The organism is Bradyrhizobium sp. USDA 4502 (genome assembly GCF_054063355.1).
This window is the reverse complement of record NZ_JBSSGF010000001.1, coordinates 6933170-6955280: the sequence shown is the minus strand read 5'-3', so window position 1 is coordinate 6955280 and position 22111 is coordinate 6933170. Positions and strand designations below refer to the sequence as shown.

Sequence of the window (22111 nt, the reverse complement as noted above, 5' to 3'; positions counted from 1 at the left end):
AAAAAGCCCGCAGCGGATTTTCCGGTGCGGGCTTAATTGTTGCGACGATGAAATATATCGGTGAGTTGCCCGACGTGTCAATTGTTCGACGCGCAGATGTCAGTAGCTCGTGATCTGTCGCCTGTTTGTAGCTCGTGAAGTGTCGTGTTTTCGGTGCTCCGGAACAAAGGGGGCGCGATGGGCACGGCATCCATTCACGAGGGTGTACGACGGATGCGGTTTTCAGATTTGCTGGATCGGACGGAGGCGAAGGAACTGACGCAGGAGGCAGCATCGGAGGTTCTTGGGATCAGTGTTCGGACGTTTCAACGCTGGGCGGAGCGCTATGAGGCGGAGGGCGACGACGGGCTGGTCGACCGCCGGCTGGGGCGTCGTTCGCCACGGCGGGCGCCGGAGGAGGAACTGGAACGAATGCTTGCGCTGTACCGGGACAAGTACGCGGACTTCACGGTGAAGCACTTCCACGAGCAGATGCAAAAGCGGCATGATTATGTGCTGGGCTATACGGTGACGAAGCTGGCGCTGCACGCGGCGGGGCTGGTGCGGAAGGCTCCGAAGCGTTCGGCGCACCGCAAGAAGCGGCCGCGGCGGCCGCTTCGGGGCATGCTGCTGCACCAGGACGGATCGCGCCACGTTTGGATCGAAGGCCTGCCCGCGAGGGACCTGATCGTCACGATGGACGATGCGACGAGCGAGATCTACTCGATGGTGCTGGTCGAGGAAGAAGGAACGGCCTCGACCTTCCAGGCCTTGCGCGAAGTGATTGGCGAGCATGGCCTGTTCTGCGCGCTCTACACCGACCGCGGCAGCCATTATTTCCTGACCCCAAAAGCTGGCGAGAAGATCTCGAAGACGCAACAAACCCAGGTGGGACGGGCTTTGTCGCATCTTGGGATCGAGCATATCGCAGCCTATTCGCCGCAGGCGCGCGGGCGCTCCGAGCGGGTGTTCGGCACCTTGCAGGACCGGCTGCCGAAGGAGCTGCGGCTTGCCGGGATCACGACGGTTGAGGCTGCCAACGCGTGGCTGAAGGCGCATTACATCCCCGGGCACAACGCCGCGTTTGCGATCAAGCCCGAACAGGAAGGCTCGGCATTCGTGGCCGACCGGCATGAGGCCTGGCGCGAGGCGCTGTGCGTGATCGAGGAGCGAACCGTCGCCAACGACAATACCGTTGCATGGAACGGTCGGCGGCTGCAGCTGCCGGAGAGCCGGCTCAGACCTCACTTCGTCAAGGCTGTGGTGCGGCTACATGAGTATCCCGATGGCACCGTCAGCGTGTTCCTTGGACCGCATCGATTGGCGAGGTTTGCGCCTGACGGACAGCAGATCAGCCCCGACGCGCCTCAGCCTGGCGGCGTGCTCGGAGCCGTCAAGGACAAGCCCTGGCGGGCGCGCAAGCGCGCGTCCTTGACCGCTCCTGCGCGCGCCGCCGTCGAGACAGCGCGGGTCGGGACGGAGAAACGGGCTTCAAGTCGAACAAAGAAACTCACCCACAGGGCTAAAACCGCCACAACAGCCGTGGCATGATCAATCAGGGAAAGCCGTCCCCGCCTTCCGGCTCCCCTGCAAATCAGAAACGAAGGCGACAGATCACGAGCTACAAAAACACGACATCTTCACCCGCTACGGACATTGTTCGACGCGCAGATTGCAGAGCGCCGGGAGCGGCTGAAATAACAACCGCACGGCAATGCCTGTCCTTGCCTAGCGCCGCCCCTGCAGAAACCATGCTGGGTCAGAGCGATTAGCGGTCAAGCAGCTCGCAGGGCGCAACGGCGTGGCGTGTTGCGCCGCCGTGCAAGGATGGGTGGATGACGACAGTATTTCGCCGACGCCAAATCTGCCTTAATTATTGGCCACAAGCCGTCAATCCTGCCTTCCGCTGCGGCGATGCATTCGCTAAAGCCAGCGGCATCGCTCCTCCGCATTTCCACGAGGCCATTTCTGATGTTTCCCAAGCCGAAACCCGCGCTGGTTCCGAACACCTACGCCTTCGAATCCGAGCCGATGGTGAAGCCGACCGGGTTTCGCGAGTACGACGCGCGCTGGCTGTTCAACAAGGAAATCAACCTGATGGGCGTGCAGGCGCTTGGCATGGGGCTCGGCGCGCTGATCGCGGAGCTCGGCGTCCGCCAGGAGATCGTCGCCGGTCACGATTTCCGCGGCTATTCCGCCTCGATCAAATACGCGCTGATCTCGGGCCTGATGGCGGCGGGCTGCAAGGTGCATGACATCGGGCTCGCGGTGACGCCGATGGCCTACTTCGCGCAGTTCGATCTCGACGTGCCCTGCGTCGCCATGGTCACCGCCTCGCATAACGACAATGGCTGGACCGGCGTCAAGATGGGCGCTAACCGCCCGCTGACCTTCGGTCCGGACGAGATGTCGCGGCTGAAGGAGATCGTGCTCAACGCCGAATTCAACAACAAGGCCGGCGGCTCCTATCAATTCCACGAGAATTATCCGGCGCGCTACATCGCCGACCTCACCAGCCGGCCGAAGCTGAAGCGCAGGCTGAAGGTCGTCGCGGCCTGCGGCAACGGCACCGCGGGCGCGTTCGCGCCGCAGGTGCTGGAGGCGATCGGTTGCGATGTGATCCCGCTCGACACCGAGCTCGATCATACCTTCCCGAAATACAATCCGAATCCGGAAGACATGGAGATGCTGCACGCGATCCGCGATGCGGTGCTGGCGCACAAGGCCGATGTCGGCCTCGGCTTCGACGGCGACGGCGACCGCTGCGGCGTGGTCGACAACACCGGCGAGGAGATCTTCGCCGACAAGGTCGGCGTCATGCTGGCGCGCGACATGTCGGCGATCAATGCCAACGCGCAGTTCGTCGTCGACGTGAAGTCGACCGGGCTGTTCGTGACCGATCCCGTGCTGCAGAAGCAGGGCGCGAAGACGGTCTACTGGAAGACCGGCCATTCCTACATGAAGCGGCGCACCAATGAACTGGGCGCGCTCGCCGGCTTCGAGAAGTCCGGCCACTTCTTCTTCAACAAGCCGTTCGGCCGCGGTTATGACGACGGCCTGGTGTCGGCGATCGCGATCTGCGAAATGCTCGACCGCGCCCCCGGCAAGTCGATGGCCGACCTGAAGAACGCGCTGCCGAAGACCTGGTCGTCGCCGACCATGTCGCCGCATTGCGCCGACGAGGCGAAGTACGGCGTCGTCGACGCTGTCGTGAAGCACTTCGAGGCGTTGCAGCAGCAGGGCGGGAAGGTCGCGGGCCAGAACATCCGCGACCTCGTCACCGTCAATGGCGTGCGCGTCACGGTCGAGGACGGCAGCTGGGGCCTGGTGCGCGCATCCTCGAACAAGCCGGAGCTCGTGGTCGTGGTGGAAAGCCCGGTCAGCGAGCGGCGCATGCACGACATGTTCGAGGCGATGGATGCCGTGCTGCGCACGCATCCCGAGGTCGGCGAGTATAATCAGAAGATTTGAGCTGGGTGCTCCTGGGTCGTCATTGCCGGGCTTGACCCGGCAATCCATCTCGGAAAAGCTTTCTTGAAAATCGATGGGCACGCGGGTCAAGCCAGCGTGCGACGGTCGGTGTCCGCAGCTTCACGCCGCCCGCAGCGAGGCCAGGAAGCGGTCCAGCTCGGTCTTCAGCCACTCCGATTGCGACGACAGGCCGTTGGCCGCATCGAGCAGTTGTGCGGTCGCGCTGCCGGCCTGCTCTGAGGCGTGGTTGACGTTGAGGATGCCCTTGTTGACATCCCGCGTGCGATCGGCGGCCTGCTGCAAATTGCCGGAAATCTCGCGGGTCGCCGCGCCCTGCTGATCGACGGCGGCCGCGATCTCGCCGGAGACCTGGTCGATCTCCGCGATCGTGGACCCGATGGTCCCGATCGCGCTGACGGCCGCGCCGGTCGCGCTCTGGATATCCTGGATCTGGGCCGAGATCTCCTCGGTCGCCCTGGCGGTCTGGTTGGCCAGTGCCTTGACCTCGCTCGCGACCACGGCGAATCCGCGGCCATGCTCGCCGGCGCGCGCCGCTTCGATGGTGGCGTTCAGGGCGAGCAGATTGGTCTGGCTGGCGATGCTCTGGATCAACGTCACCACCTCGCCGATCTTCTGCGTGCCGGCGGCAAGGCCTTCGACGACGCTGTTGGTGCGGCGTGCCTCGTCGGCGGCCTTGGCGGCGATCCGTGCCGAGCGCGTCACCTGCTCGGCGATGCTGTTGATCGAGGCCGTCAGCTCTTCGGTCGCGGACGCGACGGTTTCCACATTGCTCGAGGCCAGCGTCGATGCGGAGGCGGCGGCGGTGGCCTGGCGGATGGTTTCGGCGTTGCTGCCGTTCATCGTTGCCGACAGGTCCTGCATCGCGCCCGCCGCCACCGCGACGGCCTCGACGACCTCGCCGATCTTGCGCTCGAAGCCGGCGGCGAGCTCGCGCCGCGCGGCATCGCGATCCTGCTTGGCGCGTTCGGCCTCGATGCGCTCGGCATTGGCGCGCGCCTCGGCGGCACCGGCGGCCTCGGCTTCCGCCGCCTTCAGCGCCGACGTCCTGAACAGTTCGGCAAGCGTGTGCGCGAGCCAGATCAGCACGCCGGCCTCGATCAGCAGGATCACGGCGTGGAGAACGACGCGACCGAAATCGGCGCCGCCGGGATAGATCGCAGCCGGCAGGATGAAATTCAGCGTCAGGTGGTGCAGGGCAACCGCCAAAGTGCCGGCGACGATCGGCCGATAGTCGCAATAGGCGACGAGGCACGCCAGCGCGGCGAAGAAATACATGTGCATGTCGACCTGCCAGCGGTGGCCGGCAAACTGGTAGACCAGCATCGACACGCCGGCCATCAGGGCCACGGCAACGATCAGGCGGGTTGAAACGCCGTTCCCCGAGACGCGCCACGACAACGTCGCGGCCAGCGCCATCGCGACCATGAAGCCGGCCGGCATCAGCCAGTCGGTGTGTAGCGTCATGCCGACGATGATCGCGATCGGAACGTGCAGCCAGAGCACAACGAGCAGGATCTTGCTGGCCGTCTCGCGCAGGGCCGCCATTTCATCGCCTTCGAAGGTCATCCCCAACCCCCAGATCGTCATCCGCCCCGAAGCAGCCGGCGATCGCCTGCGGATCCATGGTCAGCAAGGCGCCGGCCTCGTACAGCCGGCCCAGCCCGCCATTGCGGTCAGGCCGCACCACCAGCAGGGCCGGGATCGCGGTCATCCGAACGATCGACGCATCGGCGGATGCGGCGGCCAGCAGCGCGCGCTCGGCGCGCCACCATGGCGGAAAGGCCACGGCCACCACATCGCTGCCCGCACGCACCTGCAACGACAGCGTTGCGACCGCGATCCAGCTCGCGATCAGCAATGCGGCCGCGCCCAGCCAGGCAGGCCGTCGTTTCGCTGGGATGATCTCCCCCGGCTCCATCGCAGCAGAATACCGCTGCCGGCGCTAACTTCAGGTAAATGCCGAACCGGCGAACTACCTGGGGGCGTATCGACCTGTCGTGTGGGGTGTGCGGCTGCGCTTACGCCGCGGGCACCGGCAGCGCCGTCACCGACTTGATCTTCTCCATCGCGAAGCGCGAGGTGACATTCTTCAGCGGCACGGCACTGATCAGCTTCTTGTAGAAGACGTCGTAGGCCTGCATGTCCGCGACCACGACGCGCAGCATGTAGTCGACGTCGCCGGCCATCCGGTAGAACTCCATCACCTCGGGCATGGCGCTGACGGCGTCGGCGAATTTGCGCAGCCAGGCTTCCGAATGGTCGGCGCTCTCGACCGAGACGAACACCGAAATCCCGAGGCCGATCTTGTTCTGGTCGACCAGCGCCACGCGGCGCAGGATCACGCCGTCGGCCTCCAGCCGCTGGATGCGCTTCCAGCACGGCGTCGACGACAGGCCGACCCGGTCGCCGATCTCGGCGACGGAGAGCGACGCATCCTCCTGCAACACGGTCAGAATCTTGCGATCGATCGCATCGAGGCGGCGGCTGTTGTCATGAAGCTGAATGGCGACATCGGTCATAGAAGAAAGTTCCATATGAAGGTTCAATATCCCTCATATAGAGAAGAATCTTCCAAATCAAGCGATTCGTGACGGCTCAGGCCGGCCTGGCGTCGGCGTGCTGACCCAAAAACTCTTCAACTTCAGTACGTTGCGGTGCGGCATAAGCACCCCCGAAGCGGGTGCATTTCAGCGCTGCAGCGGCCGAGGCGAAGCGGAGTGCGTCGCGCAGCGGCTGCTTCTCGGTGATGGCGAGGGCGAACGCCCCGTGGAAGACGTCGCCGGCCCCGAGCGTGTCGACGGTATGGACCGGGAAGGCCGGGGTTTCCTCGAGCTCGCCGTTCTCGTTGAGCCAGATCGTGCCCATCGGCCCGCGGGTGCCGGCCAGGAAGGAGGGGGTGAGCTTGGCGAGCTTGTGCAGCGCCTGGCCGTCGTCGGTGACGTCGGCGGTCTCCTGCAGCGGCTCGCTGGAGAACACCAGATGGGAGGAGGCGGTGAGCAGCCCCTCCCGCATCGACATCGCGCGGTCGACGTCGACCACCACGGGGATGCCGCGCTTGACCGCCTCGGCGCAAAGCTCGGTGCAGAACGGCGCGCAGCGGCTCTCGGTCAGGATCGCCGCGCAATCCTCCAGCAACAGCTCGGTCGGCGGCAGCTTGACCTTCCAGAGTTCCGGATCGCGGAAGGTGACGATGGTGCGTTCGCCGCTGTCGTCGATCATGATCGCCGAGATCGGGGTGACCAGGTTCGGCATGTGGATCAGATGATTGGTCTCGATGCCTTCCTGGGCGAGCTTGTCGAAGATGTAGCGGCTCGAGGTCTCCTGCGAATCGCCCATCGGTCCGCAGATCGAAGCGCGCCCGCCCAGTCGGACGATGCCGATGGCGGCGTTCAGCGCATTGCCGCCGCAGATCTCGTCGAAATGCGTCGCATTCTCCTTGGAGCCGCGCGCCGGGACGCTGACGCGAAAGGTCAGGTCGCGCACCGGCAGGCCGATGCAGAGGATGCGGGGCGGGACTTTCGGGGCGCCGTTCTGAAAATTCATGCGGGGATCCGTCGCAATGGTTCCGTTACTGCCAGAACTGTGTCCAGCTTTAATCGGCAGAACGATGTCCGGTTCCCGCTATTTGTCCAACGGGTTCTGGTGATGCACCCAGCGGCCGAGCAGATGATGGGCAATCGCGAACGGATGCGGGCCGGCGAGCCCTTCGGGATGCTGGCGCTTCAGCATCAGCGACGCCTCGGCATGGTCGAACCAGCGCGCATCTTCCAGCTCGGTGCGGTCGACCACGATGTCCTCGTTGGTCGCGCGCGCGGTGCAGCCGATCATCAGCGATGACGGATAGGGCCAGGGCTGCGTCATGTAGTAATTGACGTCGGTGCAGCGGATGCCGGACTCCTCGAAAATCTCGCGCCGCACGGCGTCCTCGATGGTCTCCGCGGCTTCCACGAACCCGGCGAGGCAGGAATACATGCCGGGCATGAACTGCTTCTGCCGTCCCAGCAGCACCTTATCGCCATACGTGACCAGCATGATCACCACCGGGTCGGTGCGCGGAAAGTGCTCGGCCTTGCAGCTCGGGCATTCGCGCTTCCAGCCGCCGTCCTTCATCGCCGTGCGGGTGCCGCAGTTCGCGCAGAAGCCGTGGCGCTGATGCCAGGTCACCATCGATTTCGCCATCGCGATGGCCGAGAGCTGCTCGGGCGGCACCACCCCCTGCATCGCCATGCCGCGCAATTCGGTGATCGCGACGTCGGCGCGTCCGACCAGCTTCTCGGCCGCCTGCGGCGCGATCCCCATGCCGAAGATCGGCGCGGCGTCGCGCAGCCCGAGGAAGATCGTGCCGGGATTGGCGCCGTAGCTGCGGGCTTCCTCCAGCGAAAGCAGTGCGCGGGCCCCGCCATCCTCCTGCTTCACGACCAGCGAGTCGCGATAGATCACATAGGCTCTAGCTTCGCGGTGGCCCTCCAGCGCGAACAGCTTCTCGTCGTTGGTGCGCAGATGCGCGGCGCGGTCCAGCACGTGGGTGACGAAGGCCGGCTGGCCGAGCGGAAATGAATCGAATGCAGACATTGAATGTTCAACCCAACCAGATCTTGCGGCGAAGCGCGCTGATGAAATTCTGCACTTCCTCGGCGTCATGCGCCAGCGGCGGCATCACGCCCCAAACGGGACGCGGCCATGCAGCGTCGCTGGTGCGGCGCGCGATGACGTGGACGTGCAGCTGCGGGACGAGGTTGCCGAGCGCGGCGACATTCAGCTTGTCGCACTTGGTGACCTCTTTCAGGGCCCGGGAGACGCGGGTGATTTCCGTCATCAGCTGCGCCTGCGCGACCTCGTCGAGGTCGATGATCTCGACCGCGCCGTCGCGCCGCGGCACCAGCAGCAGCCACGGATAATGCGCATCCTTGATGACGAGCACCTTGCACAGCGGCAGGTCGCCGATGTCGATGGTGTCTTTCTTGAGCTGCGAATGCAGCGACCAATTGGAGGCGGACATGGGGGGCAAATAATGCCTTTCCGTGTTCCCAGACAAGTCCCACAAAGCCAGCCTTACAAAGCCGGGTCAGGCCGCTTGCTTTCCGGCGGTTTTGGCCCCAAATAGGGATCGGGAGATTGGCGGTGGACGAGCCACTCGCCAACCGGGTCAGGTCCGGAAGGAAGCAGCCCTAACGAGGTCCGGATCGGGTCGCTCGTCAGTCTCCTACCTGTTTTTCGAGCGAATCGCGCTGGAATGGCGGTCTCCGCGCCCGGCGCTCGATTTTGGCTCCTATCCGCACGCCGGCTGAAGAGACAATTCCCAAGTTGCGGATCGATGCATGAATGACGCTGGCGACCCCTCCCATCCGTCCGACGGCGCAGGCAAAGGGAGCCTTGACGGCGGTTTCGATCTCGGCGGCGCGCCGGACGCCGCAAAACCCTACCGCGTTCTTGCTCGCAAATACCGCCCCTCCAGCTTCGAGGACCTGATCGGCCAGGAGGCTATGGTGCGCACGGTCTCGAACGCGTTCGAGACCGGGCGAATTCCGCAGGCCTGGATTCTCACCGGCGTCCGCGGGGTCGGCAAGACCACCACCGCGCGCATCCTCGCTCGCGCCTTGAACTACGCCAAGCCGGACGGCTCGGTGCAGGGGCCGACCATCCACATGCCGGACCTCGGCATCCACTGCCAGGCGATCATGGAAAGCCGGCACATGGACGTGCTGGAGATGGACGCCGCCTCCCACACCGGCGTCGACGATGTCCGCCAGATCAATGACAGCGTGCGCTACGCGCCGGCCAGCGCACGCTACAAGGTCTACATCATCGACGAAGTCCACATGCTGTCGACGGCGGCCTTCAACGCCTTCCTGAAGACGCTGGAGGAGCCGCCGGAGCACGCCAAGTTTGTGTTCGCCACCACCGAAATCCGCAAGGTTCCGATCACGGTGCTGTCGCGCTGCCAGCGCTTCGACCTGCGCCGCGTCGAAGCCGACGTGCTGATGAAGCATCTCGGCAATATCGCGACCAAGGAAGGCGTCGAGGTCGAGCCCGAGGCGCTCGGCATCATCGCGCGCGCGGCCGAGGGATCGGTGCGCGACTCGCTGTCGCTGTTCGACCAGGCGATTGCGCATGCCGCCGGCAATGTGAAGGCCGACGCGGTCAGGCAGATGCTCGGCCTCGCCGACCGCACCCGCGTGATCGATCTGTTCGAACAGCTGGCGCGCGGCGATATCGCCGCCGCCTTCGCCGAATTCCGCGCGCAATATGACGTCGGCGCCGATCCGGTCGTGGTGCTGTCCGACCTTGCCGAGTTCGTCAATTTCGTCACCCGCGTGAAGTTCGTGCCGGGGACGGCCGACAATGTTGCGTTCGGCGAGACCGAGCGGGTGCGGGCGCGCGAGTTCGCCGCCAAGCTGTCGATGCGGGTGCTGTCGCGGATGTGGCAGATGCTGCTCAAGGGCATCGCCGAGGTGCAGACCGCGACGCGCCCGGCCGCCGCGGCCGAGATGGTGCTGGTGCGGATCGCCTATGTCGCCGATCTGCCGACGCCGGATGAGGCGATCCGGATGATCGAGCAGAATGGCGGCGGCGCGGCGCCCGCGACGTCGGGTTCCGCCGCGTCGTCACCGTCACGCGGCGCACCGAGCTCGGCGATGTCGGCCATGCCGTCGGCGCCGGTGCGCACGCCGCAGGCCGCGCCGCGCGGCGATCTCGCCGCGCGTCCGCAGATGGCAGCGCCGGCCGCCGATGCCGCGCCGGCGCTGCGGATATCAAGCTTTCCGCAATTGATCGCGCTCGCCGGCGAGAAGCGCGACATCATGATGAAGAGTGCGCTGGAGGCCGATGTGCGGCTGGTGCGCATCGAGGACGGCCAACTCGAGATCGCCCTCGAGCCGAAGGCGCAGCGCGCGCTGGTCACCGATCTGTCGCGCAAGCTCGAACTATGGACCGGGCGGCGCTGGACCGTGATCATCTCCAACGAGGCCGGCCAGCCCACGGTGCGCTCGCAGAACGAACTGGCGCGCAGCGAGCACCAGCGCGCCGCCGAGGCCGATCCGCGCGTGCAGGAGGTGCTGGCGCGCTTCCCCGGCACCAAGGTGGTCGAGGTTCGCCGCCTTGCCGCCGAGGTTCCGGTTTCGGATGCCACCGGCGAAGACCCGATTGAAACTTCCGACAGCGACGACGATTGATATTTGGCTACAGGGACGCACGCATGGCTGATTTTCTCGGCATGATGAAGCAGGCAGCGCAGCTGCAATCCAAGATGCAGGAGATGCAGGAACAGCTCGGCAATGTCGAGGTCGAAGGCATCTCCGGCGGCGGCCTGGTCACGGTGCGCATGACCGCCAAGATGGAAGTGAAGGGCATCAAGATCGATCCGTCGCTGATGAAGCCGGAGGAACGCGAGGTGCTCGAGGATCTCCTGGTCACCGCGCATGGCGATGCACGCCGCAAGGCCGAGACCGCGATGCAGGAGAAGATGATGGCGCTGACCGGCGGGCTCGGCCTGCCGCCGGGATTCGGTCCGACTTAAATGGCTGCAAGCGTTGCCGGCCCCGAGATTGAACGCCTGATCCAGTTGCTGGCGCGGCTGCCCGGGCTCGGGCCCCGTTCGGCGCGGCGCGCGGCGCTGCATCTGATCAAGAAGCGCGAAGCCCTGATGACGCCGCTGACCGCGGCGCTGCAGGTCGCGATCGACAAGATCCAGGTCTGCAAGACCTGCGGAAACATCGATACACAAAACCCCTGCACCGTGTGCACGGATCCGCGCCGCGATCCCTCGATCATCGTCGTGGTCGCGGACGTCGCCGACCTCTGGGCGCTGGAACGCGCCAATGCGACCAATGGCCGCTATCACGTGCTCGGCGCGACGCTGTCGCCGCTCGACGGCGTCGGTCCACAGGATCTCACCATCGATCAGCTGGTGGCGCGTGCGCATGCGCCCGAGGTCAGCGAGATCATTTTGGCGCTCAATGCGACCGTCGATGGCCAGACCACCGCGCATTACATCACCGACCTGTTGTCGGAGGCCAATGTGCGGGTGACGCGGCTGGCGCATGGCGTGCCGGTCGGCGGAGAGCTTGATTACCTCGATGAAGGTACGCTATCTGCAGCCATGCGGCAGCGGACGCTGTTCTAGCGCGCGATGCTGGCGCCGAGCACGCGTCAGGCGCCAAGCGATCGGTCACAATCCGAAAAGATCGCACCGAAACAAAATGGTAGGGTGGATGCCGATTCGGGGACGGTCATTCACGCTCTGACGAATCAAGATACGGAACCACTGACAATGACGGCACACCGATTCGGCGTACGCTTATTCGGCGTACGTTTGCGCTTTGCGCTTCTGGCGGCAACGTTCGCCGCGCCTTGCGCGCTCGCGCAGCAGGCCGACGCCCCGCAGAAGCCCGGCAAGATGATCCACGCCGGCGACGTGCTGTCGGGAGAGCTCGGCGTCATGAAGGTGCGTGACGCCAAGAACCGCGGCAAGCGCGTCGCGACCTACCAGATCACCAGCGAGCCGCGCCGCCTGCCGCCGCCGAACGGTCTGTGCAATCTCGAGACCGGGCCGGAAACCTTCCAGCTGATTCCGACCAACGACGCCCAGGCCGCGCAGCTCAAAAGCCTCTCCGGCAAGGAAATCTCGGTGAAGGTCGACGAAGTCGCCTGCGCCAAGGATGCCGGCGAGATGAGCGAAGCCATCGTCACCAAGTGGAGCGTAGTGGCGAAGTAGGGTCGTGCCTCGGTTACGGTGTCATCGCCTGGATGCGCGGGTAATGACACCGCGCTGTTTCTTGAGTTGCGACCCATCCTCATCGTCGTCCTGGCGAAGGCCAGGACCCATAATCACCGGCCTTGCTTGTCGGATGGATCGTGGCCCCGACATCGCGCAACAATTCGCATTTGGGGTAATGGGTCCCCTGAGTTCACAAACGAAGTGCAACACTTCCTTGAGGAGGTGTTGCCATGGGGCGGACTTACAAGCAGCTCTCTCTGGACGACCGATGCGAGATTGCCTGCCTATCGGCCAATGGCAGCTCGGTCCGGCAAATCGCGGCAGCTCTGGATCGCTCGCCATCAACGATCTCGCGGGAACTGAGGCGCAATCGGGGGAGCCAGGTCGGCTACAAGCCGAGCTATGCCCAGCACCAGATGCGAGCGCGGCGCTGGACGGGCGGACGCCTCGAACGGGAGCCCGGCCTGCGCCGCGCGGTGTTGCAACGCCTTCGCCGCGGCTGGTCGCCCGAGCAGGTCGCTGGCCGGCTGGCCCGCGAGCACGGGCGCAAGGTGATCTCCCACGAGACCATCTACCGCTTCATCTATGGCCAACTCAGGCGCACCACGGACTTCAACTGGCGGCGCTATCTGCCGCGCGCCAAGAGCAAGCGCGGCTGCCGCGGCAAGCGGGGCGGCAGCCCCGCAAGCTTCATCGAAGGCCGTGTATCCTTGGCAAATCGGCCGCTCGAAGCGGCCGACCGCAGCGTGCCCGGACACTGGGAGGCCGACCTGATGATGTTCTCGAAATACGGTCAGGCCGTGCTGACCGTGCACGAGCGCACCTCGCGGCTGCTGCTCGGCATCCGCCTTGCCAGCAAGGTCGCGCGCGGTGTCGCCCGCCATCTCGTGGGCTTCTTCGCGCCCCTTCCACAAGAGCTGCGCCAGAGCGTTACCTTCGACAACGGCACCGAGTTCGCCGGTCACCTGGCGCTGCACCGCCTCTCGATCGCGACCTTCTTCTGCGATCCCCATGCCCCCTGGCAGAAGGGTGGCATCGAGAACGCCATCGGCAGGATGCGCCGCTTTATTCCCCGCAAGACGGATCTCGTAACCCTCTCGACCGCCAGGTTCCGCCAGTTCATCGCCGCCTACAACAACACCCCGCGCAAATGCCTTGACTACCGCACGCCCGCCGAGTCCTTTGCTCAAGTGTTGCACTTCGAATGTGAATCCACCTCCTGGCTTTCGCCAGGACGACGCGCGGAGAGAGTGGTTCCGCCGCTTCCCCGCTGAATTACGAACGCCTCTGGAATACAGGGCGGATTCACCCGGTCAAGCCGGGCTACAGGCGACTAAACCCGCACCGGCCCCAGCTCGTCGAAATGCCCGCGCCGCTGCAGCCAGGCGAGCAGGATCAGGCTCGGGATCGCGACCAGCACGCAGATCACGAAGAACATCTGCCAGCCGACGGCCTTGGCGACATAACCAGCGCCTGACGACAGATAGGTGCGGCCGACCGCGGCGAGCGCCGTCAGCAGCGCATACTGGGTCGCGGTGTGCAGCGGGTTGCGGCACAGCGCCGACAGATAGGCGACGAAGATCACGGTGCCGATCGCGCTGGTGAAATTCTCCGCGGTGATCGCAAGCGCCAGCGCCCATTGATCGACCCCGACATGCGCCAGCCACGAGAACGACAGGTTGGCGATCGCCTGCAGCACGCCGCCGATCCACAGGCTGGTCGCCAGCGAATAGCGCCGCGCCACGAAGCCGCCGGCAAAGCCGCCGATCAGGGTCGCGGCGAGGCCGACGCCCTTCACGATCGCCGCGTAATCGACCTTGGAAAAGCCGATGTCGATCACGAACGGCGCGGTCATGGTGCCCGAAAACGCGTCGGTGAACTTGAACAGCACCACAAAGGCGAGCGCCGCGAAGGCGTCCTTACGGCTGAGGAACTCGGAGAACGCGCCGAGCGCGGCGTGTAGCACGCGTTCGGCCGCGTTCTGCGCATGCGTGGCCGCCTCCGCGCCTTTCGATTGGGCCGGCTCGGTCGCAGCCAGCGCGGTGATGATGCCGATCACGACCAGCGCGGCCATCACCACATAGCCCCACATCCAGGCCGAGGGGCGCGCGAGGCCAGCGGACTCGAAGCCGCTGACGATGAACAGCGCGCCGGCGGTCGAGACCAGCATGCCGACGCGGTAGGCCGCGACATAGGACGCCATGCCGGCGGCCTGCTCGCTTTCGGGCAGGCTTTCGACGCGGAAGGCATCGACCACGATGTCCTGCGTCGACGAGGCGGTTGCGACCAGCAGCGCGGCGAAGGCCGCGAACCATGGCGAGCGCGCCGGATCGGCCATCGCCAGCACCAGGATCGCCGCGATCAGCAACAGCTGCGAGAACAGCAGCCAGCCGCGGCGGCGGCCGAACATCTGCGTGAACAGCGGCACATGCAGCGCGTCGACCAGCGGCGCCCAGAGGAACTTCAGCGTGTAGGGCGTGCCGATCAGCGCCAGCAGCCCGATGGTGCCGAGATCGACCCCGGCCTCCTTCATCCAGACCTGCAGCGTCGAGCCCGACAGCGCCAGCGGCAGCCCCGAGGAGAAGCCCAGCAGCAGCACGATCAGCACCCGCGGCTGCAGGTACACCGCAAAACTGTCGCGCCAGGAGGTGGCGGCGGGGGGATTCTTTTCCGATTGGGTCGCGGTCACTTCGGGCGCGGTCATGCCCCTCTGTTAGCAGATTCGACCGCGGCTGCCTTGGCTCCCTCTCCCCGCTCTATCGCGGGGAGAGGGTTGGGGTGAGGGGCTTTCTCAGCGAATTATGACGGGTGCAATGTGCGGAAGCTCCCCCTCACCCGAAATTCGCGCGAAGCGCGAATTTCGACCTCTCCCCGCAAGCGGGGCGAGGTGACTTCGAGGCTACTCCCCCGCCTGCAGCTTGCGCGGGGCGGGGAACAGGTCGGACGTGCTGGGCTTGACGAAACGGGGGACCTCGATCGGGGTCTCGGACTTGCTGAAGTCGAGTTCCTCGATGCGGCCGGCGCGCTTCTCGATCTTGTCGGCGGAGATCAGGATCTGCCTGACGTCCTCGTTTACCTGGCCGAAATGGGTCTGCAGCTTGAGCACGCGATCGCGCAGGCGGCCGAGGTCGTCGCCGAGATGCATCACCTCGTTGCGGATCTGGTCGGCGGCATCGCGAATGCGGGCGTCCTTCAGGATCTGCTGCATCACCTGGATCGCCAGCATCAAGAGCGACGGCGACACCAGCACGACGCGGGCGCGATAGGCCTTCTGGATCACGTCGTCGAAGCCGTCATGGATCTCGGCATAGACCGATTCCGACGGCACGAACATCAGCGCGGTGTCCTGGGTCTCGCCCGGGATCAGGTACTTCTCCGCGATGTCGCTGACATGCTTCAGCACGTCGGCGCGCAGCCGCTGGCTGGCGAATTTTCGCTCCTCGTCGCTGCGCGCATCGTGCAGCGCGGTCATGGCCTCGAGCGGGAATTTCGCGTCGATGCAGAGCGGGCGCTGGTCGGGCAGAAACACCACGCAGTCCGGCCGCTTGCCCGACGTCAGCGTGTACTGGAACTCGAACGAGCCCTTCGGCATGCCGTCCTGGACGATCGCCTCCATCCGCGCCTGGCCGAAGGCGCCGCGCGATTGCTTGTTGGCGAGCACGTCGCGCAGCGTCGTCACCTGGGTGGTGAGTTCGTTGAGGTTCTTGTGCGCGTGGTCGATGATGCCGAGCCGCTCATGCAGCACGCGCAGCGAATCCATCGTGTTGCGGGTCGATTGCTCCATCGACTGGCCGACCCGGTGGGTCACCGAATCGAGCCGCTCGTTGACGGCCCGGGCCATCTCGGCCTGGCGGCCGGCCAGCGCCTGCGCCATAGTATCAACCTTGGCATCGACCCGCCCGGAGGATTCGCTCTGGGCCCGCAGCATGTCGGCGAGGCGCTCCTCCAGCTCTTCGGCGCGGATGGCCTGGGCCATTGCGAGTTCCGCGCCGCGCCGGCTGGCGCGTGCGATCACCACCGCAATGGCGAACAGCAGGATCAGCGCCAGCGCCCCAAGGCCGATCAATGCGTCGGAGACACGGACGGGAAGGTCGCCAATCGTGAGGAGAATCTCGTTCATGCCGGCAGTTGTAGCCGATTCGCGGCCAGGTGCGAACGAAGAGGGAACGCTTATGGTAAATGCATTCCTGATTTTCACGGTTAATGCGGGGTGAAGAAACGTGGTTAACGTTGTCCTAACGGGTTCCTGAGCGCATTGACCCCATGAAGTCAGCAGCTTAAATCGCCGCCATGGCATTAAGAGAAATCATCATCCTGCCGGACAAGCAGTTGCGGCTGGTGTCGAAACCGATCGAGAAGGTGACGCCGGAGATCCGCAAGCTGGCCGACGACATGCTCGAGACCATGTATGACGCGCCCGGCATTGGGCTCGCGGCGATCCAGGTCGCGCAGCCGCTGCGGCTGATCACCATGGACCTCGCCAAGCGCGACGAGAACGGCGAGACCACGGCGAAGCCGCGCGTCTTCATCAATCCGGAGATCATTGCGCGTTCGGAAGAACTGTCGGTGTACGAAGAGGGCTGCCTGTCGATCCCCGAATATTACGAGGAGGTCGAGCGGCCGGCGCGGGTGCGCGTGCGATTCACCGATCTCGACGGCACGGTGCATGAGGAGGATGCGGAAGGGCTCTACGCCACCTGCATCCAGCACGAAATCGATCATCTCAACGGCGTGCTGTTCGTGGATTATCTGTCGAAACTGAAGCGCGACCGCGTGTTCAAGAAATTCGAGAAGGCCGCCAAGCGCGCGGCGGAGTAGGCGCGGTCGCTTTCCCGGACGCGTCATGGCCGGGCTTGACCCGGCCATCCACGTCTTGCTTCGCTGTCGCCGAAAACGTGGATGCCCGGGGCTTCTTGTGCGAAGACGCGCTTCGCGCTTAAGCACTCCAACTGCTACCGAGCCTGTCTAATGCCTCTCCGCCTGATCTTCATGGGCACGCCCGATTTCGCGGTGCCGACGCTGCTGGAGCTCGTGGCCCATGGCCATGAGGTCGTGGCGGTCTACACCCGCGCGCCGAAGCCGGGCGGGCGACGCGGCCTGCAGCTGGAGCCGACGCCGGTCGAGCAGGAGGCGCGCCGCCTCGGCATTCCCGTGCTGACGCCGAAGACCCTCAAAACGCCGGAAGCACTCGAGGAGTTTCGCGCGCATGACGCAGACGCCGCCGTCGTCGTCGCCTATGGCATGATCCTGCCGCAGGCCATTCTCGACGCGCCGAAGCTCGGCTGCTTCAACCTGCATGCGTCGCTCTTGCCGCGCTGGCGCGGCGCCGCACCGATCAACCGCGCCATCATGGCGGGCGATGCCGAGAGCGGCGTGATGGTGATGAAGATGGATGTCGGCCTCGACACCGGCGACGTCGCGATGGCCGAGCGGTTGCCGATCACGGACAGCATGACGGCATCCGATCTGCACGACGCGCTGGCGCCGCTCGGTGCCGACCTGATGGTGCGCGCGATGGCGGCGCTCGGGCGCGGCGGCTTGCAACTGACGAAGCAGAGCGCGGACGGCGTCACCTATGCGGCCAAGATCGAGAAGGCCGAGGCGCGGATCGACTGGACACAGCCGGCGCATATGGTGCTGCGGCACATTCACGGGCTCTCGCCGTTTCCCGGCGCCTGGTGCGAGCTTGCCGGCGAAGGCGAGCCGGTGCGGCTGAAAATCCTGCGCTGCGAGCAGGCGAAAGGCTCGGGCGCACCGGGCGCTGTGCTCGACGACAATTTCGCGATCGCCTGCGGCGACGGCGCGATCCGGATCCTCGAACTGCAGCGCGCCGGCAAGGCGCCGATGAAGGCGGCGGACTTCTTGCGCGGCACGCCGCTGAAGCCGCCTGCGCGGCTCAGCTGATGCCGCGCTACAAGCTCACCATCGAGTATGACGGCACGCCGTTCTCCGGCTGGCAGATCCAGGACACCGCGCCGACCGTGCAGGGCGCGCTGGAGACGGCGGTCAAGGCGATCTGCGGCGAGGACGTGCGCGTCCATGGCGCCGGGCGTACCGATGCCGGCGTGCATGCGCGCGGCCAGGTCGCGCATTGCGACATCGCCAAGCATTTTCCGCCCGGCCGCTTCCGCGACGGGCTGAACGCGCATCTGCGGCCCAATCCGATCGGCGTGCTCGCAGCTGACATCGTGCCCGACGATTTCGAGGCGCGGTTCTCGGCGACCAGGCGGCACTATCTCTATCGCATCACCAACACCCGCGCGAACCTCGCGCTCGACATCGGCCGGGTCTGGCGCGTGCCGCGCGCGCTCGATGCTGACGCGATGCACGCCGCCGCGCAGCGCCTGCTCGGCAAGCACGATTTCACCACCTTCCGCGACACCGAGTGCCAGGCCAAGTCGCCGGAGAAGACGCTCGATCAGCTCGACGTCACCCGCGAGGGCGCCGCCGTCAACATCGTGACGTCGGCGCGCTCGTTCCTGCACAGCCAGGTGCGTTCGATGGTGGGCTCGCTGGTGTGGGTCGGCGAGGGTCGCTGGAGCGCCGACGATCTTGCCGGTGCGCTCGCCGCCCGCAACCGCGCCGCCTGCGGCCCCGTGGCGCCGCCGGACGGGCTCTATCTGATGCGGGTGGATTATTAGGCGGTGTGAATGATCTCGTAGGATGGGTAGAGCGAAGCGAAACCCATCACTTCGAATCCGCGGCGCCAATGATGGGTTTCGCTGCGCTCTACCCATCCTACGGATGTGAGCCTACCCGAAATACCACGCTGTATCTGGTGCGGGTGGATGGCTCGTAGCCCCAATCCCTACTGTGCATGGGGTTGTTTTCGCTGTTTAATCCAGCCGATCGGCTGGATTACGCAAAATACCTGTCCAACACGCCCCGATAGATCCGCGTCAGCTTCTCCAGATCAGCCACCGGCGTGCGCTCGTCGACCTGGTGCATGGTCTGACCGACCAGGCCGAACTCGATCACCGGGCAATAGCTCGAGATGAAGCGCGCGTCCGAGGTGCCGCCGGAGGTCGATAGCTCCGGCCTGCGGCCGGTGATCTCCTCGATCGCGGCGACCGCAAGGTCGGTGAACGGGCCGGGCTGGGTGACGAACACGTTCGAGTTCGACGGTTGCCAATCGATGTGGGCGCGGATCCGGTTGCCGCAGGCTTTCGCCAGCCGTTCGTCGACCAGCTGGCGCAGGCTCTCCTGGGTGTGGTTGTCGTTGTAGCGGATGTTGAACTTCGCGCGCGCCTGGCCGGGGATCACGTTGCTGGCGGTGTTGCCGACATCGACCGTGGTGAATTCGAGGTTGCTGGCCTGGAACTGCGCGCTGCCGTGATCGAGCGGCTCGTCGCTCAGCGCCACGATCAGCCGCGAGATATCAGGCACCGGATTGGAGGCGCGGTGCGGATAGGCGACGTGGCCCTGCACGCCGTCGACGACCAGCGTGCCGGATTGCGAGCCGCGCCGGCCGATCTTGATCATGTCGCCCAGCACTTCGACATTCGAGGGCTCGCCGAGCACGCAATGATCGAATGTCTCGCCGCGCTCGGCGCACCATTTCAACAGCTTGACGGTGCCGTTGATCGAGACGTCTTCCTCATCGCCGGTGATCAGGAAGGAGATCGAGCCGTTGTCATTCTCTTGTGGCTTGCCGTCATGGTCGCCGAGATATTGCAGCACAGCGGCGACGCTGCAGGCGATGCCGCCCTTCATGTCGACGGCGCCGCGGCCATAGAGATAACCGTCCTTCACCTCGCCGGAGAACGCGCCGAGCGTCCACGCCGCTTCATCGCCGGGCGGCACCACGTCGGTGTGGCCGGCGAAGGTGATATGCGGCGCCGAGGTGCCGATGCGCGCATAGAGGTTGTCGATATCGGCGGTGCCGGGCTCGGAGAAGGTCACGCGGTGGACTTCGAAGCCTGCGGCTTTCAGCAGGTTTTCGAGAACGCCAAGCGCGCCGGCGTCGGCCGGGGTGACGGAGGGGCAGCGAACGAGATCGCGGGTAATCGAGACGGCATCACTCATGCGCCTCGCTTAACACGTCACACGGCGGGTGGACCAGCTTTGTGCGGCACGATATCGAGCTCGCTCTGCTGATCCCAGCCGCGCGCGGAGCGCGACCCGCTGTCGCGGCCTTGCCGCACATGGGTTTTCCCAAGCGGATTGGGGCCATAGCGATTGGGGTAGCTGGTGCCGCGCAAAAAGGCGAGCTCGATGAAGCCCCAGACATAGAGCACGAAGACGATCAGGCCCGCGGCCATCACCCAATAGGATTCATCGGGGAGCCGATCCGAGAACTGGCTCATGAGACCCGGGATCGCGAAAAACGGCACCATCCACCAGCCGCTCTTGTCGCGGTCGTGCAGTCGCTTGATCGAGACAGCGACATAGACCCAAACGAACAAGAACGTTCCGCAGGCCTTGACCAGCAATGCCGGCAATCCGGCCCAGCTCAGCGATTTGTAGCTGTCGGGGTCGAAGGCCCGGAAGATGTCGTCGACATTGAAGCTGAACCCGTTCTTGCCGCCGAGGCCGGCCGAGACCGCCAGTAAAGCCAGGAACATCATCCAGCAGACGATGATCAGCCCCGCGAGCCAGAATTTGGCCCGGTTGACGCGGCCCTTGAAGCCGAACAGGTAATTGGCCCAGTCCATGAAAATAAGCTCCGGGCTGCGGCAATTCTTCGCAGCCCGGAGATATGTCGGCGTCGGATCGAAATTGGTTCGATCAGTCCAGACCCGTCGTCCTGAGGTGCGAGCCTTGCGGCGCAATTGCGCCGCTGGGCGAGCCTCGAAGGATGCACGGCCCCGCTGGTGGCCGTCGACCCTTCGAGACGCCTGCTTCGCAGGCTCCTCAGGGTGACGGTGATGGACTGATCTCGCGGCGAAAAAGCGATCAATCCCGCAGCAGCTCGTTGATGCTGGTCTTGGCGCGGGTGCGCTCGTCGACCCGCTTGACGATCACGGCGCAGGCGGTGGCAGGTCCCGGCTGGCCGTTCTTCAGCGGCTTGGCCGGCAGGGTGCCGGGCACCACGACGGCATATTCCGGGACCTCGCCGACGAAGATTTCGCCGGTCTCGCGGTCGACGATCTTGGTCGAGGCGCCGAGGAACACGCCCATCGACAGCACCGCGCCCTTGCGCACGATCACGCCCTCGGCGACCTCCGAGCGCGCGCCGATGAAGCAGTCGTCCTCGACGATCACGGGCTCGGCCTGCAGCGGCTCGAGCACGCCGCCGATGCCGACGCCGCCGGAGATGTGCACGCGCTTGCCGATCTGGGCGCAGGAGCCGACCGTCGACCAGGTGTCGATCATGGTGGCTTCATCGACATAGGCGCCGAGATTGACGAAGGAGGGCATCAGCACGACGTTGCGGGCGATGAAGGCCGAGCGGCGCACGATCGCGCCCGGCACGGCGCGGAAGCCGGCGTCGCGGAAACGGTTCTCGCCCCAGCCCTCGAACTTCGACGGCACCTTGTCCCACCACGATGCCTTGCCCGGGCCGCCCGCGATCTGACCCATGTCGTTGAGGCGGAACGACAGCAGCACGGCCTTCTTCAGCCACTGATTGACCTTCCACTTGCCGCTCGTCTCGCGCTCGGCGACGCGGGCCTCGCCCTTGTCGAGCAGCTCCAGCGCGTGGTCGACCGCCTCGCGGACCTCGCCCTTGGTCGAGGTCGAAATGCCTTCGCGGGCGTCGAACGCGGTGTTGACGGTGGTTTCGAGGGCGGACAGCGACATCGGGACAATCCTTGGCGTATCGGGGATTATGACGGGATTTTGCGGGGCTTTTTCGGAATTTGGGGCCGCGGAGTCAAGGCAAACTCCTCCGTCGCCGAGTGGTCTCTTTTCCGTCGTCCCGGCCAAGCGAAGCGCGAGCCGGGACCCATAACCACGAATGCCAGCGTTGCGGCACGCTGGGGC

21 protein-coding genes and 1 other RNA gene are annotated in these 22111 nt (G+C 65.4%); 11 read left to right on the top strand and 11 right to left on the bottom strand.

The window, feature by feature from the left end; translation table 11 throughout:
- Positions 1–213 precede the first annotated feature (213 nt).
- Both ACVW1B_RS32505 and ACVW1B_RS32500 read left to right on the top strand, forming a co-directional pair.
- Positions 214–1530: an ISNCY family transposase gene (locus ACVW1B_RS32505; RefSeq protein ID WP_456821456.1), complete on the top strand. Its 1317-nt coding sequence runs from the start codon at positions 214–216 to the stop codon at positions 1528–1530.
- Between the two features lie 420 nt (positions 1531–1950).
- Positions 1951–3450, top strand: a complete 1500-nt coding sequence (locus ACVW1B_RS32500) for a phosphomannomutase/phosphoglucomutase (protein WP_253606247.1) — start codon at positions 1951–1953, stop codon at positions 3448–3450.
- Positions 3451–3570: 120 nt separating this feature from the next.
- Here the strand turns inward: ACVW1B_RS32500 and ACVW1B_RS32495 are convergent, their stop codons facing one another.
- From ACVW1B_RS32495 to ACVW1B_RS32470, 6 genes are all read right to left on the bottom strand, one after another.
- Positions 3571–5037, bottom strand: a complete 1467-nt coding sequence (locus ACVW1B_RS32495; RefSeq protein ID WP_253606249.1) for a methyl-accepting chemotaxis protein — start codon at positions 5035–5037, stop codon at positions 3571–3573.
- Entirely contained in the window at positions 5018–5329 is a 312-nt protein-coding gene (locus ACVW1B_RS32490; protein ID WP_253606251.1) for a hypothetical protein, read from the bottom strand. The genes ACVW1B_RS32495 and ACVW1B_RS32490 overlap by 20 nt, the downstream gene beginning before the upstream one ends.
- A 160-nt stretch (positions 5330–5489) precedes the next feature.
- Positions 5490–5990, bottom strand: coding sequence for an Lrp/AsnC family transcriptional regulator (locus ACVW1B_RS32485; RefSeq protein WP_016848075.1), 501 nt, complete (start codon positions 5988–5990; stop codon positions 5490–5492).
- A gap of 76 nt (positions 5991–6066) precedes the next feature.
- The gene (locus ACVW1B_RS32480) at positions 6067–7014 is read right to left on the bottom strand and encodes a sugar kinase (protein WP_057018982.1); all 948 of its coding nucleotides are present in this window, start codon (positions 7012–7014) and stop codon (positions 6067–6069) included.
- A gap of 78 nt (positions 7015–7092) precedes the next feature.
- Complete coding sequence (nudC, locus tag ACVW1B_RS32475) at positions 7093–8043, bottom strand: NAD(+) diphosphatase (protein WP_076834914.1); 951 nt, start codon at positions 8041–8043, stop codon at positions 7093–7095.
- A gap of 7 nt (positions 8044–8050) precedes the next feature.
- On the bottom strand, positions 8051–8470 hold the full coding sequence (locus ACVW1B_RS32470) for an HIT domain-containing protein (protein WP_016848078.1): 420 nt from the start codon (positions 8468–8470) through the stop codon (positions 8051–8053).
- 111 nt (positions 8471–8581) lie between these two features.
- Between ACVW1B_RS32470 and ffs the strand changes: the two genes are divergently transcribed.
- The 6 genes from ffs to ACVW1B_RS32440 all read left to right on the top strand — a co-directional run bounded on the left by ffs (position 8582) and on the right by ACVW1B_RS32440 (position 13461).
- Positions 8582–8678: signal recognition particle sRNA small type (gene ffs, locus ACVW1B_RS32465), an RNA gene on the top strand.
- Between the two features lie 111 nt (positions 8679–8789).
- Positions 8790–10643, top strand: a complete 1854-nt coding sequence (locus ACVW1B_RS32460) for a DNA polymerase III subunit gamma/tau (protein WP_253606252.1) — start codon at positions 8790–8792, stop codon at positions 10641–10643.
- Between the two features lie 23 nt (positions 10644–10666).
- Positions 10667–10987 (top strand): YbaB/EbfC family nucleoid-associated protein, encoded by a 321-nt coding sequence (locus tag ACVW1B_RS32455; RefSeq protein WP_028335943.1) that lies wholly within the window; start codon positions 10667–10669, stop codon positions 10985–10987.
- Positions 10988–11593 (top strand): recombination mediator RecR, encoded by a 606-nt coding sequence (gene recR, locus ACVW1B_RS32450; protein WP_028335942.1) that lies wholly within the window; start codon positions 10988–10990, stop codon positions 11591–11593.
- A gap of 147 nt (positions 11594–11740) precedes the next feature.
- A complete protein-coding gene (locus ACVW1B_RS32445) occupies positions 11741–12184 on the top strand; it encodes a hypothetical protein (protein WP_375166720.1) in 444 nt (147 codons plus the stop codon).
- Positions 12185–12417: 233 nt separating this feature from the next.
- Positions 12418–13461 carry an IS30 family transposase gene (locus ACVW1B_RS32440; protein ID WP_456822730.1) on the top strand — a complete coding sequence of 348 codons (1044 nt, stop codon included), beginning with the start codon at positions 12418–12420 and terminating at the stop codon, positions 13459–13461.
- A gap of 59 nt (positions 13462–13520) precedes the next feature.
- On the opposite strand, the gene ACVW1B_RS32435 is transcribed toward ACVW1B_RS32440, so the two are convergent.
- Together ACVW1B_RS32435 and ACVW1B_RS32430 are read right to left on the bottom strand one after the other, a co-directional pair.
- Positions 13521–14891, bottom strand: coding sequence for an AmpG family muropeptide MFS transporter (locus ACVW1B_RS32435; RefSeq protein WP_253606254.1), 1371 nt, complete (start codon positions 14889–14891; stop codon positions 13521–13523).
- A 195-nt stretch (positions 14892–15086) separates the two neighbouring features.
- Complete coding sequence (locus ACVW1B_RS32430) at positions 15087–16307, bottom strand: DNA recombination protein RmuC (RefSeq protein ID WP_225649462.1); 1221 nt, start codon at positions 16305–16307, stop codon at positions 15087–15089.
- Between the two features lie 170 nt (positions 16308–16477).
- On the opposite strand from ACVW1B_RS32430, the gene def reads away from it, so the two are divergent.
- The 3 genes from def (at position 16478) to truA (ending at position 18828) form a co-directional block, all read left to right on the top strand.
- The gene (gene def, locus ACVW1B_RS32425; RefSeq protein ID WP_038385628.1) at positions 16478–17005 is read left to right on the top strand and encodes a peptide deformylase; all 528 of its coding nucleotides are present in this window, start codon (positions 16478–16480) and stop codon (positions 17003–17005) included.
- Positions 17006–17155: 150 nt separating this feature from the next.
- Entirely contained in the window at positions 17156–18091 is a 936-nt protein-coding gene (gene fmt, locus ACVW1B_RS32420; protein WP_253606256.1) for a methionyl-tRNA formyltransferase, read from the top strand.
- Positions 18091–18828 (top strand): tRNA pseudouridine(38-40) synthase TruA, encoded by a 738-nt coding sequence (truA, locus tag ACVW1B_RS32415; protein ID WP_253606257.1) that lies wholly within the window; start codon positions 18091–18093, stop codon positions 18826–18828. Before fmt ends, truA begins: the two co-directional genes overlap by 1 nt.
- Positions 18829–19045: 217 nt before the next feature.
- On the opposite strand, the gene dapE is transcribed toward truA, so the two are convergent.
- From dapE to dapD, 3 genes are all read right to left on the bottom strand, one after another.
- Complete coding sequence (dapE, locus tag ACVW1B_RS32410; RefSeq protein ID WP_253606259.1) at positions 19046–20212, bottom strand: succinyl-diaminopimelate desuccinylase; 1167 nt, start codon at positions 20210–20212, stop codon at positions 19046–19048.
- A gap of 17 nt (positions 20213–20229) precedes the next feature.
- Positions 20230–20841 carry a DUF805 domain-containing protein gene (locus ACVW1B_RS32405; RefSeq protein ID WP_253606261.1) on the bottom strand — a complete coding sequence of 204 codons (612 nt, stop codon included), beginning with the start codon at positions 20839–20841 and terminating at the stop codon, positions 20230–20232.
- Positions 20842–21082: 241 nt separating this feature from the next.
- Positions 21083–21928 carry a 2,3,4,5-tetrahydropyridine-2,6-dicarboxylate N-succinyltransferase gene (dapD, locus tag ACVW1B_RS32400; protein WP_028335932.1) on the bottom strand — a complete coding sequence of 282 codons (846 nt, stop codon included), beginning with the start codon at positions 21926–21928 and terminating at the stop codon, positions 21083–21085.
- Between the last annotated feature and the right edge of the window lie 183 nt (positions 21929–22111).

What these genes read in the sequence shown, in the direction of transcription:
- ACVW1B_RS32480 (WP_057018982.1), bottom strand. Translation starts at nt 7,014, where the DNA reads ATGAATTTTCAGAACGGCGCCCCGAAAGTCCCGCCCCGCATCCTCTGC.
- fmt (WP_253606256.1), top strand. Translation starts at nt 17,156, where the DNA reads ATGCCTCTCCGCCTGATCTTCATGGGCACGCCCGATTTCGCGGTGCCG.
- ACVW1B_RS32405 (WP_253606261.1), bottom strand. Translation starts at nt 20,841, where the DNA reads ATGGACTGGGCCAATTACCTGTTCGGCTTCAAGGGCCGCGTCAACCGG.
- ACVW1B_RS32470 (WP_016848078.1), bottom strand. Translation starts at nt 8,470, where the DNA reads ATGTCCGCCTCCAATTGGTCGCTGCATTCGCAGCTCAAGAAAGACACC.
- ACVW1B_RS32435 (WP_253606254.1), bottom strand. Translation starts at nt 14,891, where the DNA reads ATGACCGCGCCCGAAGTGACCGCGACCCAATCGGAAAAGAATCCCCCC.
- dapE (WP_253606259.1), bottom strand. Translation starts at nt 20,212, where the DNA reads ATGAGTGATGCCGTCTCGATTACCCGCGATCTCGTTCGCTGCCCCTCC.
- ACVW1B_RS32455 (WP_028335943.1), top strand. Translation starts at nt 10,667, where the DNA reads ATGGCTGATTTTCTCGGCATGATGAAGCAGGCAGCGCAGCTGCAATCC.
- ACVW1B_RS32430 (WP_225649462.1), bottom strand. Translation starts at nt 16,307, where the DNA reads ATGAACGAGATTCTCCTCACGATTGGCGACCTTCCCGTCCGTGTCTCC.
- ACVW1B_RS32495 (WP_253606249.1), bottom strand. Translation starts at nt 5,037, where the DNA reads ATGACCTTCGAAGGCGATGAAATGGCGGCCCTGCGCGAGACGGCCAGC.
- ACVW1B_RS32500 (WP_253606247.1), top strand. Translation starts at nt 1,951, where the DNA reads ATGTTTCCCAAGCCGAAACCCGCGCTGGTTCCGAACACCTACGCCTTC.
- ACVW1B_RS32505 (WP_456821456.1), top strand. Translation starts at nt 214, where the DNA reads ATGCGGTTTTCAGATTTGCTGGATCGGACGGAGGCGAAGGAACTGACG.
- def (WP_038385628.1), top strand. Translation starts at nt 16,478, where the DNA reads ATGGCATTAAGAGAAATCATCATCCTGCCGGACAAGCAGTTGCGGCTG.
- ACVW1B_RS32445 (WP_375166720.1), top strand. Translation starts at nt 11,741, where the DNA reads ATGACGGCACACCGATTCGGCGTACGCTTATTCGGCGTACGTTTGCGC.
- ACVW1B_RS32485 (WP_016848075.1), bottom strand. Translation starts at nt 5,990, where the DNA reads ATGACCGATGTCGCCATTCAGCTTCATGACAACAGCCGCCGCCTCGAT.
- dapD (WP_028335932.1), bottom strand. Translation starts at nt 21,928, where the DNA reads ATGTCGCTGTCCGCCCTCGAAACCACCGTCAACACCGCGTTCGACGCC.
- ACVW1B_RS32460 (WP_253606252.1), top strand. Translation starts at nt 8,790, where the DNA reads ATGAATGACGCTGGCGACCCCTCCCATCCGTCCGACGGCGCAGGCAAA.
- truA (WP_253606257.1), top strand. Translation starts at nt 18,091, where the DNA reads ATGCCGCGCTACAAGCTCACCATCGAGTATGACGGCACGCCGTTCTCC.
- recR (WP_028335942.1), top strand. Translation starts at nt 10,988, where the DNA reads ATGGCTGCAAGCGTTGCCGGCCCCGAGATTGAACGCCTGATCCAGTTG.
- ACVW1B_RS32440 (WP_456822730.1), top strand. Translation starts at nt 12,418, where the DNA reads ATGGGGCGGACTTACAAGCAGCTCTCTCTGGACGACCGATGCGAGATT.
- nudC (WP_076834914.1), bottom strand. Translation starts at nt 8,043, where the DNA reads ATGTCTGCATTCGATTCATTTCCGCTCGGCCAGCCGGCCTTCGTCACC.